Below are 13,856 nucleotides of genomic sequence, written 5' to 3'. Positions count from 1 at the left end.
GGAACGGGCGGCCCGGGAGGGCGGCGCAGGGGCTCCTGCGGGCCACCCGCGCCCCCGCCAGGTGGTCCTCCCGGCGGCGCGAACGGGCCCGCGAAAGGCGGCGGCCAGGCACCGTGGCCGGCCGGCCCGGTGCCAGGTCGCGCCGGATCAGGCCCCGCGCCGGCGCCGCCACCCGGGCCGAAGGGGCCGGATGGCGGGGGCATGCGACCCGGGGTGCCGGGCGGGTGCTGGCTGGCTGGCTGCAGGATGGTGCGCTCGGCGTCGTCCAGATCCGTGCCCTCGTCCGGACCGTCGCCGGCGTGTGGCAGGGAGGGCGACAGTTCGGCTGGGCGTGGCGCGTCCTCGTCGCCACTGCCGGGGCTCGGCACGGTTCCTCCCGAGATGGGTGACAGGTGCGGTCCCCAGCGTAGGCGTATGGCCTTCCGGATACGGTCGGTATGGGGCTACCGCAGCACAAAAACCGCCCTATCCCGACCGGCTGGCCAACGGGTCAGCTCTGTGGCACCGGGTCGAAGCCGCTCCACCACTCGTAGAGCGCGGTGCCGTCGGTTCCGGTGGCCATGAACGCGACCAGCTTGCTGTTGTAGGACCAGTAGATGAAGTGATCGTTGTTCCGTTCGGTGCACACGGCCGTGCCCTGGGTCTGGCCCTGGTCGAAGTTCCAGGTGAAGACCTCGTTCCCGCCCTCCTTGCACTTGCCGGAGGGCGAGGCCACCTGGGACTTGCGCACCGCGACGTCGCTGCTCAGATCGCTGGCGGTGGCGTAGGAGTAGGCGGCGACGACCTTGCCGTCCTCGGAGTTGCAGAACAGGGCGGCCTGGATGTGATCACCCTCGGCGTCGCTGTTGGGCTCGCAGTCGGTCATCGCCGAGGAGTCCAGTTTGGCCGCCAGTGCGCTCTCCGCGGGGGTGAACTGGGCGGGCCCGCTCGCCGACGGCGACGGGGTGAACGTCGGCGACGGCGTGGGCGACGGTGACGGGCTGGCAGACGCGCTCGGGCTGGTGCTCGGGCTGGTGCTGGCGGTGGGCGGGGCGGACAGCCCGACCACCGGCTTGTCCTTGTCGTCGGAACCGCCGCTGAGCAGCACCACGGGGATGATGATCAGCAGGAGCACGACGACGACGATCCCGCCGATGAGCAGGCCCCGCCGACCCCCCGAGCCGGACGGTCCGCCGCCGGCGGGGGGATAGCCGCCGTAGCCGCCGCCCTGGGGATAGCCCTGCTGATAGGAGCCCTGCTGATACTCGGCCTGCTGATACCCGCCGGTCTGGGGGTAGCCGGCGGTCTGCGGCCCGCCGGACTGCTGGTAGGCGGACTGCTGGTAGGCGTCGCCCGTCGGGTACCCGGCGGTCTGGCCGTAGTTCTGCTGGTAGCCGCCCTGGTCGTAGCCGGCGCCCTGCTGCTGGTAGCCGCCGCCCTGCTGGGAGTATCCACCCTGCTGGTCGTAGCCGGCGGTGCCGTAGCCGTCCTGACCGGCACCGCCGTACTGCCCACCGGTGCCGTAGCCGCCCGGGCCGGTGTAGCCGCCGGCGGGAGGGGTCGCCCCGGACGCGCCGTACGCACTCGTCTGCTGGCCGTCCGGGGGAAGGATCCGGGTGCGCTCGTCCTCGCCGTATTCGTCGCCCGGCGCGGGACGGCCGGACGGACCGGACGGGTAGGAGGCGCCGCCCGACCCGGTGGGCGGGGGCCAGCCCTGCTGGCGCCCGACGGGTTCGGCGCCCGCGATCCGGGTCTGTTCGTCGTCGTTGTACCCGCCGGTAGGCCAGCCGGCGCGCTGGGTCTCGGCGTCCGGGTCCTGGGGGCCGGTGCCCGGTGCATGCATGTGTGGTCCTCCTGTGCCGCGCGTAGGCGCCCCCGCCCCGCGTCCCTCCGCCGCGCCGGCGGGCGGCCTGGTGACGACCGGCCATCCGTCCGTCTCGCCTCGACGCCTCGGGGCGGTGGATCCGAGGGCGGCGACCCCGCGAAACGGTATACCCGGCAGAAAGGATGAACAGTCAGGGTGTGTCAGCGTCCGACCCGGACAGACCGGGTCCGACGCCGATGGTAGGGCCTGGCCCGCAGAAAAGGGTGGGAGGTCATATTCTCGACAGGCTTGCCACGGTCGGCGATGGAGTGACCACCTTCGGTCGCCGGCTCGGGAATGGGTGTCGACTCGGTGCGGCTCGGGCGGCGTGCCGGCTCAGGCGTACCGGATCACGCGGCGTACCGGATCACGATGTCGTCGACGATCGTTTCGAGAAATGGCCGGTCGACCGGATCCCCGGTCACCAGGACGCGTTGCAGGATGATGGCTGTGCCGATCTCGGTAAGAATCGAGCCATCGACGTTCGGCTGGAGTTCACCCCGAGCTATCCCATGTTCAACGATGGCCCGCGAGCTCGCGTCCCGCTGGGTCCACATGCCGGCGCGCAACGCGTCGCGCAGTTCGGGATTGCGTGGCATTTCCGAGATCAGTTCCGCGATGATCCGGCCGCGGCCACCGCGGACGGCCTCGTGAAAGAACGTGAAGAACTCCAGCAGGTCCAGGCGCAGTGAGCCGGTGTCGGGAGTCGGCATTCGCTCCTGGGCGAAGTCGTTGATGGCATCGAGCACCATCGCCAGCTTTGACGGCCATCGGCGGTAGATCGTCGCCTTGCCGGTCCCCGCCCGGCTGGCGACCCGGTCCATCGTGACGCCGTCGTAGCCGAACTCGGCGAGCAGGTCGAGGGTCGCCGCCCGGATGACGTCGTCCCGGCTCTCGTCGCGAGGGCGGCCGCCCGGGCGGGGCGACGCGAGCGAGGACTGAGGCACGACAGGACCTCCCGACGGCGATCGGACGGTCGGCGCGGGCCGGCAAGGCCGACATCATGATGACACAGCGTGTCGAAACATGAACGCGTAGCGCCGATTTGGCCCGCAGAGCGTAACTCACAGAAGACGCGTCGAGTACGGTTCGGCATCGTGGGCGACGGGGTCCGACGTTGTCCGGCCGGGACAGACGCGGCGCCGGCGATCGACTCGCCGCGCCGATCCGGGCACCGCCGCCGCCTTGCGCGCCGCCGGCGGGCATGGTCCCCAGCGGACGCCTCGAACCGCCGTGCCGCTGGGGCGGCGGGCGCGCCGGGACGGTAGGCGCCCCCGCTTCGGGGGCGGGTCAGGACGCGCTGACGGACGACCCGAACGGCGAGCGGGCTACTGGGCGACCGCCTGGCCGTGCCGCCCGCGGCGTTCTCGTTCGCGGATCGCGCCGTTCGTGGATCGCGCCGTCGCAGAGCCCGTCGTTCGTGGATCGCGCCGGCCGGAGTGCGCGACAAGGCCGGGGCACGCGACAAGGCGGGAGCACGCGACAAGGCCGGGGCATCCGTCGCATCGCGGATGCCCCGGCCGAGGGTGGCTCAGATCTGGCCGGCGTGTTCCGGGATCGGCTGCCGGCGATCCTGCTCGAGTGGGGCCTGGGCGGCTGCGACCTTGGGATGATCCGGGTGCAGGAAGACCCACTTCTTGTAGGCCCAGAACCGGAACACCGTGCCCAGCCCGGTGCCGATGATGTTGCCGAAGACATTGAAGGCGACAACGCCGCGCAGATCAAGAACGTACCGGGCGAAGCCCAGGCAGCCGAGCGCGATCAGCAGGCCAACGGTATTGAGGATCACGAACAGCGTGTACTCCCGGCGCAGCCCCGTCCGGGCGCGGTGGTTGAAGGACCACTGCCGGTTTCCGATGTAGGAAAGGGTCGCGGCGACGACCGTGGAGACGGTCTTGGCGCTGAGCGGGCCCATTCCGAGAAGCGTGTGACACAGGTTCGAAACCAGGAAGTCGACGGCATAGCAGGCGCCACCGACCAGGCCGAACTTACCCATCTCGTGGATGAGTACCTGCACGGGTGAGCGCGTCTGCCGGTGCCTCACCACAGGCGACCTCGATCGATTTTTACCACCACAGGAGAGTACCGGCTGGCCCGTCGCCGCCGGGGGGCCACCCCCTGTGCCGTCGACGGGTTCGCGGTCGTCCTGGGCGGCGGCGCCCGCTCGACGCACGCGCAGGGTCACAAGTCGCAGAGCACAGTGTGTCCGACCCACCGGGTGAGTGTTCCCAGATCTACGATGGGTGATGCAACCGATCCGCTGCGGCGGGCTACGTGAGCGGCGCAACCCCGCCGAACGTGCGGATCGTTGACGAATGTGGGTAGGTAGACGGCATCCTGGCAACGCGGCTCTGGCGACGCGGACCGCGGGCATCATCGATCGGAGGACTGACGACCATGATCTGCTCTGGTGGCCGGTTGGTCCGCGCTGACGGAAGGATGCGGGGCTGACGGCGATGTCGACCGAGTACAGAGGCACTTCCGAGACGTATCAGGGCGTCGCCGGGGGGGATTCCCCCGAGGGCGGCCCGCTCCCGACGGTCGCTCTGGAGGAGAGCTCCACGGCCACCGAGGCGCTGCTGACCTACGCGGCGCGCAACCCCGCCCGCCGGCAGGAGGCGGGCCTGCCGCAGGCGCCGCCCGCACGGCCGCGGCTCGGCGTCGCGGTCGTCGCCTGCATGGACGCCCGGCTCAACGTGGAGGCCCTGCTCGGCCTCGCCGAGGGCGACGCCCACGTGCTGCGCAACGCGGGCGGCGTCATCACCACGGACGTCGTGCGCTCGCTCGCGGTCAGCCAGAACGTGCTGGGTACCAAGGAGATCATCCTCCTGCACCACACCGGCTGCGGGCTGGAGAAGATCACCGACGACGGTTTCCGGGACCAGCTGGAGCGGGACACCGGGGTGCGCCCGGAATGGCCGGTCCAGGCCTTCGCTGACGTCGAGGAGGATGTGCGGCTGTCGCTGCGGATCCTGCGCTCGTCACCGTTCCTGCAGTCCACGACCTCGGTCCGCGGCTTCATTTACCAGGTCGAGACCGGTGCCCTCGTGGAGGTCCCCGCCTGACGGCGGGCGCTCCCGCGGCACCAGCGGTCCGCGTGCCGGCCGGCCCAGGGCGTGGTAGGCCCAGCCGGCCTCCTGCCAGCGCCGGGCGTCCAGCGCCCCTCGGCCGTCGAGGACGACCGGGCGGGTGACGTGCGGACGGATCAGGGCCGGGTCCAGCTCGCGGAACTCGGGCCATTCGGTCAGAACGAGGAGCAGCTCCGCCCCGGTCACCGCTCCCATGACCGAGCCCGCGACGTGCAGGTCCGGATGGCGATCCTGCGCGTTCGCCGCCGCGGCCGGGTCGTAGACCGAGACGTGGCAGCCGGCCCGGCGCAACGCCACGGCGACGTCGAGTGCCGGCGAGTCGCGGATGTCATCGGAGTTCGGCTTGAAAGCGGCGCCGAGCACGCCCACCGCCCTGTTCGCCGGCTGGCCGCCGAGCACCTCATGGGCCAGCGCGACCGCCCTGTCCCGCGCGCGCATGTTCACGGCGTCGACCTCGGCGAGGAATCCGAGCGCCGGGCCGACGCCCAGCTCCCGTGCCCTCGCCTGGAACGCCCGGATGTCCTTGGGCAGGCAGCCACCGCCGAATCCGATGCCCGCCCGCAGGAACCGCGGCCCGATCCGAGGGTCGTGCCCGAGCGCGGCGGCCAGTTCGGCGACGTCGGCGCCGGTCGCGTCGCAGACCTCGGCCATCGCGTTGACGAAGGAGATCTTCGTGGCGAGAAAGGCGTTCGCGGCGACCTTGACCAGTTCGGCGGTGGCGTAGTCGGTGACGATCACGGGTGTCCCGGCGTCGGTCATCCGGGCGTAGACGGCCCGCAGCCGTGCCTCGGCGGTGCCACCCGGGGCGACACCGAGGACGATCCGGTCCGGGTGCAGGGTGTCGTCGACGGCGATGCCCTCCCGCAGGAACTCCGGGTTCCAGGCGAGCTCCGCGCCGGGCGCGGCGGCCGCGAGCCGGGCGGCCAGCCGCGACGCGGTGCCCGCGGGCACCGTCGACTTGCCGACCACCAGGTCGCCCGGCCCGAGCCCCGCGGTGACCAGCCCGCTCACCGCCGCGTCGACATGCCGTACGTCGGCGGCGCCCGAGTCGGGGCGCTGTGGCGTGCCCACGCAGACGAAGTGCACGTCGGCCTGGTCGACGGCCGCCGCCGGTGACCCGGTGAACGACAGCCGGCCCGCCTCCAGATGCTTGCGTAGCAGGGCCTCGAGCCCCGGCTCGAAGAACGGCACCTCGCCGGCGGCCAGCCGCCGCACCCGCTCGGCGTCGACATCGACGCCGACAACCTCGAACCCCAGCTCGGCCATGCACACGGCGTGGGTCGTGCCCAGGTAGCCCGTGCCGATGACGCTGATGCGCGGATCGGTCGGCCCGCTCACGCTCACCACCTCCGCTGCCTCGGCCGTCCTACTGCCTCGGCGATCCTGCGACCTCGGCCGTTCTGCCGCCTTGGCCGTTCTGCCGACTCGGTCGTGCTGCCATCTCGGCGGTTCCGCCGGTTCGGCGCACCGATGCCCGCCGACGCTCCGCCGTGCCGGAAGCCGGAGGTCCGTCAGGTCGCGGGTGCTGACGGTGACCGGCCAGGTGGTGACGAGCGTAGTCACTACCCGCGTCGGACGGCTGCCACCGCGGCCCGATCGGGTGTCACCCACGACGGGTGACCCGTACGCGGCTCAGGAGGTGAGGCTCAGTGCCCGCACCCGCTCCGGGAGCGCGCTGGGCGTCGGGACGAGGGTGTCGGCGTCGGAGAGGACGGCGCTCACCCGCTCGCTTTCGAGGCGGCGGGCAAGCACGGCGGGGTCGAGACGGCGGCACAGCACGATCGACGCGCCGGCCGCCAGCGGCGCCAGCAACCCGCCGAGCAGTCCGGTGGCGGTCGACATCGCGGCGGTGACGAGGATCCGGTCGTCCGGGCCGAGGCCCCAGACGGCGGCCGTCCGCTCGGCCGCGCGGACCAGCCCGGCCTGCTCGGGCGGCGCCGGCGGTGCGGCGAAGCGGTCGCCGTGCGGGGGGACCTCGGCGGCGTAGTCCAGCACACCGGGAACCTGCCGGGTGAGCCGGCCGCCCAGCGGGCGCAGCGACAGGGCCACCGTCTCGTCGGCGGGCAGGTCGGCGGTCGCCTCCAGCCGATCCTCCGCGACGAACAGCGCGCCGAGCCGGGACACCGGGGGCGGTGCGGCCGCCGAACGGCCGCCATCGGCGCCGAGGCCGGCGGAGTCACCGGAGTCGGAGTCGGAGTCGGAGTCGGCGAGGACGAGGTCCAGTCCGGCCGACCAGCTGGCCAGCGCGACGACCACGGCCAGCCAGTGCGTCGGCAGGTCGACGCCGACCCGCTCACCCGGTTCGAGCCCGACGGTGTCCACGAGCATGTTCGCCGTCTTCGCCACCCAGTTGTCCAGGGTCGTCGCGGAGAACTCGACGCGTTCGCCGGTCGCGTCGTCGTAGAAGGTGAGCAGCGGCCTGGCCGGATCGGCGGCGAGGCGCCGGGCGAGCAGTCCGGCGACGCCGGGCACTCCCGGGCGGGCCTCGGCGCTCGTACGCGCTCCAGTGTCAGGACCGCTGGCCGCGGCGGACTCCACCAGCGCGACCGCGGACAGGAACTGTGGTGGCGTCGCGATCACGGCTGAGTCCCTGGTTCCCGGCGGGCTGCTGTCGGCGTCGTCATCGGTCCAGTGTGGTCGTCATCGGTCCAGTCAATCGGACGCGGCGCGGACCGTCGACAGCGCGGGTGGGACGCGCGGGCGAGGTGCGCGCCCGCCCCGGTCCGGTGCGCCCGGTGCCGCGGGGCGCTCGCGGGCGTGTCGTCGGGGCGCACAGGAGGGTCGTCTACCCTGACGAGAGATATGGATGAGTCGCAGCCGACGGCGGCCGGGCGGGTGGGTTCCGCGGCCGACGCCGAGAAGGTCGAACAGCCGCGGCGCTCCGATGGGCCCGCCGGCATCCGCGCCATGGGCGAGGGCCCTGCCGGCGACCAACCGCCGCCTCGCGGGGACGGTCTGGGCAACGCGGACCCGGACCGCCCCGCCGCCAACCCACCGTCGCGTCGCGAGGACGGTACCGCCAGCGTGCCGGGGATGCGCGGCCCACGGCCGGGACCTGCGGTCTTCCGGGCGGTGCGGCTGCCGCGGCGGCTGCGCCGCGCCCCGCTGCTGCTCGTCCTCATCACCGCGGCCCATCTGGCCATGTTGCTGAGCTACGCCTTCGTCTACCCGACCTGGACCGGCTACGACGAGGCCCAGCACGTCGACATGGTGTACGGCCTGCAGCACGGCGCCGGCTGGCCGGCCCCGGGTGAGAAGATGATCTCGACGGGGGTCGCGGCCGCGTCGGACGACTTCGATCGCGGCCGCTACCAGGACATGTTCCAGTCGGGTGGGAAACGCCGCGGCGCGGCTCCCTTCGCCGAGATCGATCCGACGCCCCGCGGCGCGCGTGCCTCGTTCGACGCCCTCGGCGGGCCGAAACCCGTCGACGACGGCCGGCTTTCCAACCAGATGGTGCAGCACCCGCCGGTGATCTATGCGGTCGGCGCGGCGCTGCTCGACGTGCTGCCAGGCTCGCAGGACTGGTCCTACGACCGTCAGGTGTTCGTGCTGCGGTTGCTGAACATCCTGGTGGTGGGGCCGCTGCCGTTGCTCGGCTGGCTGGCGGCCCGCCGCTTCGGCCTGGGTGAGCCGGCCGCGCTCGCCGCCGCGGCGCTGCCGTTGGCCGTTCCCGGGCTGACCAGGGTGGGGGCCACCTTCAACAACGACGGCATCCTGATGCTGACGACGGGCGCGCTGACCGTCGTGCTCGCCGGGGTGCTGCGAGGAGACCTGCGGGCGCGCACCGGCGCCTGGGCGGGGCTGTGGTTCGGGCTCGCGCTGCTGTCGAAGGCGTTCGCCCTCACCCTGCCCTTCATGATCGTCGGTGCGTACCTCGTCGGCTGGTGGCGCTCGCGACAGACGGCGGCCGGCGGCGGCCGGGCGCGCGCGATGTGGGCCGGGATGCGCTCGCTGCCGTGGCTGCCGGCGGCGCTGGCCGTCGGTCTCGGCATCGTCGTCGGCGGTTGGTGGTGGGTGCGCAACTATCTGATGTACGGCGCGGTGCAGCCCAACGGGTGGGCGACTGATCCGCCGCGCCGTGAGCCGCTGTTGCTGCCAGACTCGTTCTGGACCTGGTTCTGGTATTTCGTCCGGACGATGATCTCGAGGTTCTGGGGCGGCCTGGGGATGTTCGAGCCGCCGCAGCTCGCCCCGGTCGCGATCGTGCTGGCAACGGTGGTGGTCGGTGGGCTGTGCGTGATGGCGCTCGCCGGGGGCCGCCGCCGGCTGGGCCGGGCGCGGTGGCTGATGGCGGCGGCCGGGGTGGTCGTGCTGCTGCTGCCGGTCGCCTTCGCATATCTGTCGGTCGGGCAGCGCAGCTGGGCGGACTATCAGCTCTACACCCGCGGGATCGCCGTGCAGGGCCGCTACCTGTACCTCGGGATGGTCGGGCTGGGGGTGGTGGTCGGCAGTGGGCTGTGCCAGGCGCTGCGCGGGCGCGAGCGGCTCGCCCCCGTGGTGATCCTGGCCGGGGCGCTGCTCATGCAGGGGGCCGCGTTGCTGGCCATCTGCTCCTACTACTGGCTGCCGCGTCAGGTGGCGTACACCCCGGCGAGGACCTGGCAGGTGGTGTCGGGGATCGCCCGCTGGGCGCCGTTCCCGATCGGCGTGACGGTCGCCGTGTTCGTGCTCGCCGCCGCCCTGTTCGTGGCATCGCTCGTCGTCGCCGCCCAGCAGGCGCGCGGGTGTTGGGCCCGGTCGGCGGTGGATCGCCCAGGCTCCTCGGACCGGCCCGTGGATCAGCCCGAGGGCAGCGCCGAGAAGACACCGTCGGCCGCGGACGACGGGCCGTTCGGGGGCCGCGTCGCGGTACCCGCGGGCTCCCCGGCCGACGGCACCTGAGGGCCCGCCCGGGTCCCGGGAGGGCCCGCCCGGGTCCCGGGAACTCTGTCCGGGGACCGCGTGCGGGTCCTTCTTCCGCCTCGAGGACCCGTCCGCCCGCGCAGAACGTTGCCCGCGGGGCTGACCGTCCCGCGGGTGCGCCGTGCTGGCGCCCCGGCTCCTGGGGGACGGTCCGAGCCGTCACAGGGCTGGGCCGCGTCAGTGCCCCGAGGTTGTGGCCACCGAGACGCGGGAGTGGTCGCCGAGCATCAGCCGGTGCGCCTTCGGCAGCGCCGCGGACGGCACGACCTCGACGTCCCGACCGATCAGTGAGTCCTCGATGCGGCCGATGCCTCGGATCGTCGCCCGTTCGAGGACGATCGAGTACTCGATCTCGGTCCGCTCGATCGCGCACGAGTGGAAGATCGAGGTGAACGGGCCGACGTAGGTGTCGACCAGCGTGGTGCCCCGGCCGATGATCGCCGGACCGCGCACGGTCGAGCGGACGAGCGAGGCGCCCTCCTCGATCACGACCCGGCCGACGATCGAGCTGTCCGCGTCGACGCTGCCGTGGATCGCGGGCTCGATCGACTCCAGCAGATGGCGGTTCGTCTCCAGCATGTCGGCGAGCCGGCCGGTGTCCTTCCAGTAGCCCTCGACCAGGTGCGAGGCGACCTCGTGGCCGCCGTCGACCAGCCACTGGATGGCCTCGGTGATCTCCAGCTCGCCGCGGGCGGACGGCTTGATCGCCCGCACCGCCTCGTGCACCGCCGTGCCGAACATGTAGACGCCGACCAGCGCGAGGTCGCTCGGCGGGTCCTGCGGCTTCTCGACCAGGCGGATGATCCGCCCCTCGGCACCGAGCTCGGCGACGCCGAAGGCGGACGGGTTGTCCACCTTCGTCAGCAGGATGAGGGCGTCGGGCGTGGTGCGGCGGAACTCCTCCACGAAGCTCGCGACGCCGCCGATGATCAGGTTGTCCCCGAGATACATGACGAACGGCTCGTCGGCGAGGAAGTCCCGGGCGATCAGCACCGCGTGCGCGAGGCCGAGCGGAGCCTCCTGCTGGATGTAGGTGACGCGGATCCCGAACGCCGAGCCGTCCCCGACGGCGTTCTCGATCTCCGCGGCCGTCTCGCCGACGATGATGCCGACGTCGAGGATGCCGGCGTCGCGGATGGCCTCCAGGCCGTAGAACAGCACCGGTTTGTTCGCCACCGGGACGAGCTGCTTCGCGGACGTGTGCGTGATCGGCCGCAGACGGGTTCCCGAGCCACCGGCGAGGACGAGGGCCTTCATGATCCGTGACCCTATCGCGTCGCGCTGAACTGACCGAAAGTAACGACAGGTGTGGCGCCCGTCATCGACAGCTGCCGGCCCCTTTTTATCCGAAAGTAACGGAGGACATCCGCCTCACCCGCCCGTCTTTCCTACGCCACCGGGTCGTTGACGGGTACACGCCACTCGATACGGGTACGTTGAGTAGCCGAAGGGTTCGCGACGGCCAGCGGGCCGGAATGCGTATAGCCCGGTTGATCGTTCACGACTCGGGTGAAACCGCCGGCCGCCTGGGAGGGGGACACGGTGACCGATGCGCCGCCGCGGCCCTCGGGCTCCGCGACCGCCGGGAAGGCGGAGTTCGCCCCCCGCCGGGAGCGCTCCACGCTTGGCCGGCTGACGCTGGTGCTCGCGGCCGGCCTGTCGGCCCTGGTCCTGCTGACCACGGTGGGCGGTTGGACCGCCTACCAGTACTTCGGCGCGCAGATCCACCGCATCCGGCTCGGGCTGGGCGACGACCGCCCGGCCGACGCGGCCGCCGGCAACCGCAACTACCTGCTGGCCGGCTCGGACAGCCGGGCCGGCACCGGGAACGAGTACCAGCGCGGCGGCGCCGTCAGCGACGAACGGTCCGACACGACCATGCTCGCCCACCTCGACGCCGACGGCACCACGACGATGGTCTCCTTCCCCCGTGACACCCTGGTGCGCATCCCCGGCCACGGCCGCGGCAAGATCAACTCTGCGATCACCCTCGGCGGTCCCAGTCTGCTGATCAGGACGATCGAGGACCTCACCGACATCAGGATCGATCATTACGTCTCGATCGACCTGGCCGGCTTCAAGGCGATGACCGACGCGCTCGGTGGCGTGACCGTCTGCGTGAAGGCGCTGGCGAACGGCTCCCGCTCCAACCTCTATGACCCGTGGTCGCAGTGGCGCGGCCACGTCGGCCAGAACACGCTCTCCGGTGAGCAGGCGCTCGCCTTCGTCCGCCAGCGTCACGGCCTGCCCGACAACGACTTCGACCGCATCCGCCGCCAGCAGCAGTTCATCGGCGCGGTGTTCACCCGGGCGACGTCCAGCGGGGTGCTCGCCAATCCGATCAAACTGGAGAGCCTGCTGCACGCCGCGACGAAGGCGCTCACCGTCGACGACGGCACCAGCATCAACGACCTGCGCGCGCTCGCGACGCGGCTGCGCGGCATGTCCGCCGACCAGATCCGCTTCGAGACGATCCCGGTGCACACGCCGACTCCCGCCGAGGGCGCCAACGCGATCGGGGAGCTGCCCCGCTTCGGCGCCGTCCAGCTCTACAGCCCGATCGAGCTGGAGAAGTTCCTCGCCCCGCTGCGCGGCCGGCCCGGGCGCGCCAGCACGCCCTCGGCCGCGAGTCCGTCGGCGTCACCCACCGCCCTGCCCGCCGCGCGGGTTCGGGTGGACGTCTACAACGGGGCCGGGGTGAGGGGCCTGGCCTCGTCGGCGGCGACCCGGCTGACCAGCGCGGGCTTCCAGGTCGGCAGTCCGCGGACCTGGTCCGGCGCGTCGCAGCGCACGACCCAGGTGCGCTACCACCCGGGCGACGAGGCCGCGGCCCGCACATTGCTGATCGCCGTGCCCGGCAGCCGGATGCAGCCCGACTCCGGCGTGCCGGCCGGCCGCGTCCGTCTCGTGCTCGGTACCGCCTTCACGGTGGACTCGATCGTCACCCCCGTCTCGACCTCGACGGCTGGTACCGACGGCGCGACGGGGGGCGGCGAGGCCGGCACCGGCGTCGCCGGCGGCACGACCCCGGACGCCGCCCCGGGCACAGGCGCTATGCCGGGCAGCGGGGCGGGCACGTCGACGAGCGCCCCGAATCCCACGACCACGGCCACCCAGCTCACCACGGGCTGCACCTACTGACCGCCCGCCGTGACCTCGTGGCCGAGACGGGGTGGCGAGGTGACGGTGCCGCGGCGCGGACGGGTGCGTCTGGAAGACTCGGGGGCGTGCGTGTTCTCGTGACCGGCGCCGCCGGACAGCTTGGTGCCGACCTGTGCCGCCTGCTCGAGACCCGGCTGGCCGATCCGGGCTCGCCGGTGCTGGCCTGGGCGGGGCTCGGCCGTGCCGAGCTCGACATCACCGATCCGGCACGGGTGCGCGCGGTGCTTCGTGACCAGGCCCGCCCGGCGAAGGTGCAGGGCGGTCTCGTCGTCGTCAACACCGCGGCCTGGACGGACGTGGACGGCGCCGAGTCGGACGAGGCCGGGGCCTACGCCGCGAACGCCGCCGGTCCCGGGCACCTCGCCGCCGTCTGCGCCGAGGTGGGCGCCATCCTCGTGCACGTCTCCACCGACTACGTCTTCGACGGCCGGGCGACCAAGCCCTACGAGACCGACGACGAGCCGGCCCCGGCCAGCGCCTACGGCCGCACCAAGCTCGCCGGCGAGCAGGCCATCCGCGCCCTGCTGCCGTCAGCGTCGTACATCGTGCGCACCGCCTGGGTCTACGGCGAGACCGGCGGCAACTTCGTCAAGACGATGGCCCGCCTGGCCCGCGAGCGCGGCGCCGTGTCCGTCGTCGATGACCAGACCGGCTCGCCGACCTGGTCCGCCGACCTCGCCGCCGCCCTGCTCGACCTGGCCGCCGCCGCGTCCGCCCGGCCGTCCTCGGTACCGCCGGGCATCTACCACTGCACGAACACCGGCGAGACGACCTGGTACGGCCTCGCCCGCCAGATCATGACCGAGCTCGGCCTCGACCCGGCGATCGTGAGCCCCACCACCACCGACGCCTTCCCC

The 13,856-nt window shown here is 72.7% G+C and carries 10 protein-coding genes and 1 pseudogene; 5 read left to right on the top strand and 6 right to left on the bottom strand.

All coding sequences use genetic code 11. The annotated features are described in order from the left end of the window. Positions 1–389 (top strand): annotated as a pseudogene (locus tag C1A33_RS35640) (hypothetical protein); the annotation flags it as partial. Between the two features lie 101 nt (positions 390–490). Here C1A33_RS35640 and C1A33_RS09795 read toward each other — a convergent pair. The 3 genes from C1A33_RS09795 to C1A33_RS09785 all read right to left on the bottom strand — a co-directional run bounded on the left by C1A33_RS09795 (position 491) and on the right by C1A33_RS09785 (position 3,860). Beyond that, on the bottom strand, positions 491–1,822 hold the full coding sequence (locus tag C1A33_RS09795; protein WP_101831199.1) for a hypothetical protein: 1,332 nt from the start codon (positions 1,820–1,822) through the stop codon (positions 491–493). A gap of 371 nt (positions 1,823–2,193) precedes the next feature. Further along, entirely contained in the window at positions 2,194–2,790 is a 597-nt protein-coding gene (locus C1A33_RS09790; protein ID WP_101831198.1) for a TetR/AcrR family transcriptional regulator, read from the bottom strand. Positions 2,791–3,374: 584 nt separating this feature from the next. Continuing rightward, positions 3,375–3,860, bottom strand: coding sequence for a GtrA family protein (locus C1A33_RS09785; RefSeq protein ID WP_243407370.1), 486 nt, complete (start codon positions 3,858–3,860; stop codon positions 3,375–3,377). Between the two features lie 439 nt (positions 3,861–4,299). Here C1A33_RS09785 and C1A33_RS09780 point away from each other — a divergent pair, with 439 nt between their 5' ends. Next, positions 4,300–4,908 (top strand): beta-class carbonic anhydrase, encoded by a 609-nt coding sequence (locus C1A33_RS09780; protein WP_101831197.1) that lies wholly within the window; start codon positions 4,300–4,302, stop codon positions 4,906–4,908. Here C1A33_RS09780 and C1A33_RS09775 read toward each other — a convergent pair. Then, complete coding sequence (locus tag C1A33_RS09775; protein WP_101831196.1) at positions 4,825–6,279, bottom strand: UDP-glucose dehydrogenase family protein; 1,455 nt, start codon at positions 6,277–6,279, stop codon at positions 4,825–4,827. The genes C1A33_RS09780 and C1A33_RS09775 overlap by 84 nt on opposite strands. Before the next feature lie 285 nt (positions 6,280–6,564). Then, positions 6,565–7,512 (bottom strand): TIGR03089 family protein, encoded by a 948-nt coding sequence (locus tag C1A33_RS09770; RefSeq protein WP_101831195.1) that lies wholly within the window; start codon positions 7,510–7,512, stop codon positions 6,565–6,567. 222 nt (positions 7,513–7,734) lie between these two features. Here C1A33_RS09770 and C1A33_RS09765 point away from each other — a divergent pair, with 222 nt between their 5' ends. After that, positions 7,735–9,816 (top strand): glycosyltransferase family protein, encoded by a 2,082-nt coding sequence (locus C1A33_RS09765; RefSeq protein ID WP_243407369.1) that lies wholly within the window; start codon positions 7,735–7,737, stop codon positions 9,814–9,816. 198 nt (positions 9,817–10,014) lie between these two features. Here the strand turns inward: C1A33_RS09765 and C1A33_RS09760 are convergent, their stop codons facing one another. After that, a complete protein-coding gene (locus tag C1A33_RS09760) occupies positions 10,015–11,094 on the bottom strand; it encodes a glucose-1-phosphate thymidylyltransferase (RefSeq protein ID WP_101831194.1) in 1,080 nt (359 codons plus the stop codon). A gap of 285 nt (positions 11,095–11,379) precedes the next feature. Here C1A33_RS09760 and C1A33_RS09755 point away from each other — a divergent pair, with 285 nt between their 5' ends. Next, positions 11,380–12,978 (top strand): LCP family protein, encoded by a 1,599-nt coding sequence (locus C1A33_RS09755; RefSeq protein ID WP_165818309.1) that lies wholly within the window; start codon positions 11,380–11,382, stop codon positions 12,976–12,978. Between the two features lie 86 nt (positions 12,979–13,064). Beyond that, a partial coding sequence (rfbD, locus tag C1A33_RS09750) for a dTDP-4-dehydrorhamnose reductase (protein WP_243407368.1) occupies positions 13,065–13,856 on the top strand: 792 nt, incomplete at its 3' end.

Origin of the sequence: Frankia canadensis (assembly GCF_900197875.1) — a bacterium.
Lineage (GTDB): Bacteria > Actinomycetota > Actinomycetes > Frankiales > Frankiaceae > Frankia > Frankia canadensis.
Note: the sequence above shows the minus strand (reverse complement) of the source record. Positions and strands in the feature narration are given on the sequence as shown.

Excerpts from the sequence above, each read along its gene's own strand:
- C1A33_RS09795 (WP_101831199.1), bottom strand. The coding sequence starts at position 1,822 with ATGCATGCACCGGGCACCGGCCCCCAGGACCCGGACGCCGAGACCCAG.
- C1A33_RS09780 (WP_101831197.1), top strand. The coding sequence starts at position 4,300 with ATGTCGACCGAGTACAGAGGCACTTCCGAGACGTATCAGGGCGTCGCC.
- C1A33_RS09765 (WP_243407369.1), top strand. The coding sequence starts at position 7,735 with ATGGATGAGTCGCAGCCGACGGCGGCCGGGCGGGTGGGTTCCGCGGCC.
- C1A33_RS09760 (WP_101831194.1), bottom strand. The coding sequence starts at position 11,094 with ATGAAGGCCCTCGTCCTCGCCGGTGGCTCGGGAACCCGTCTGCGGCCG.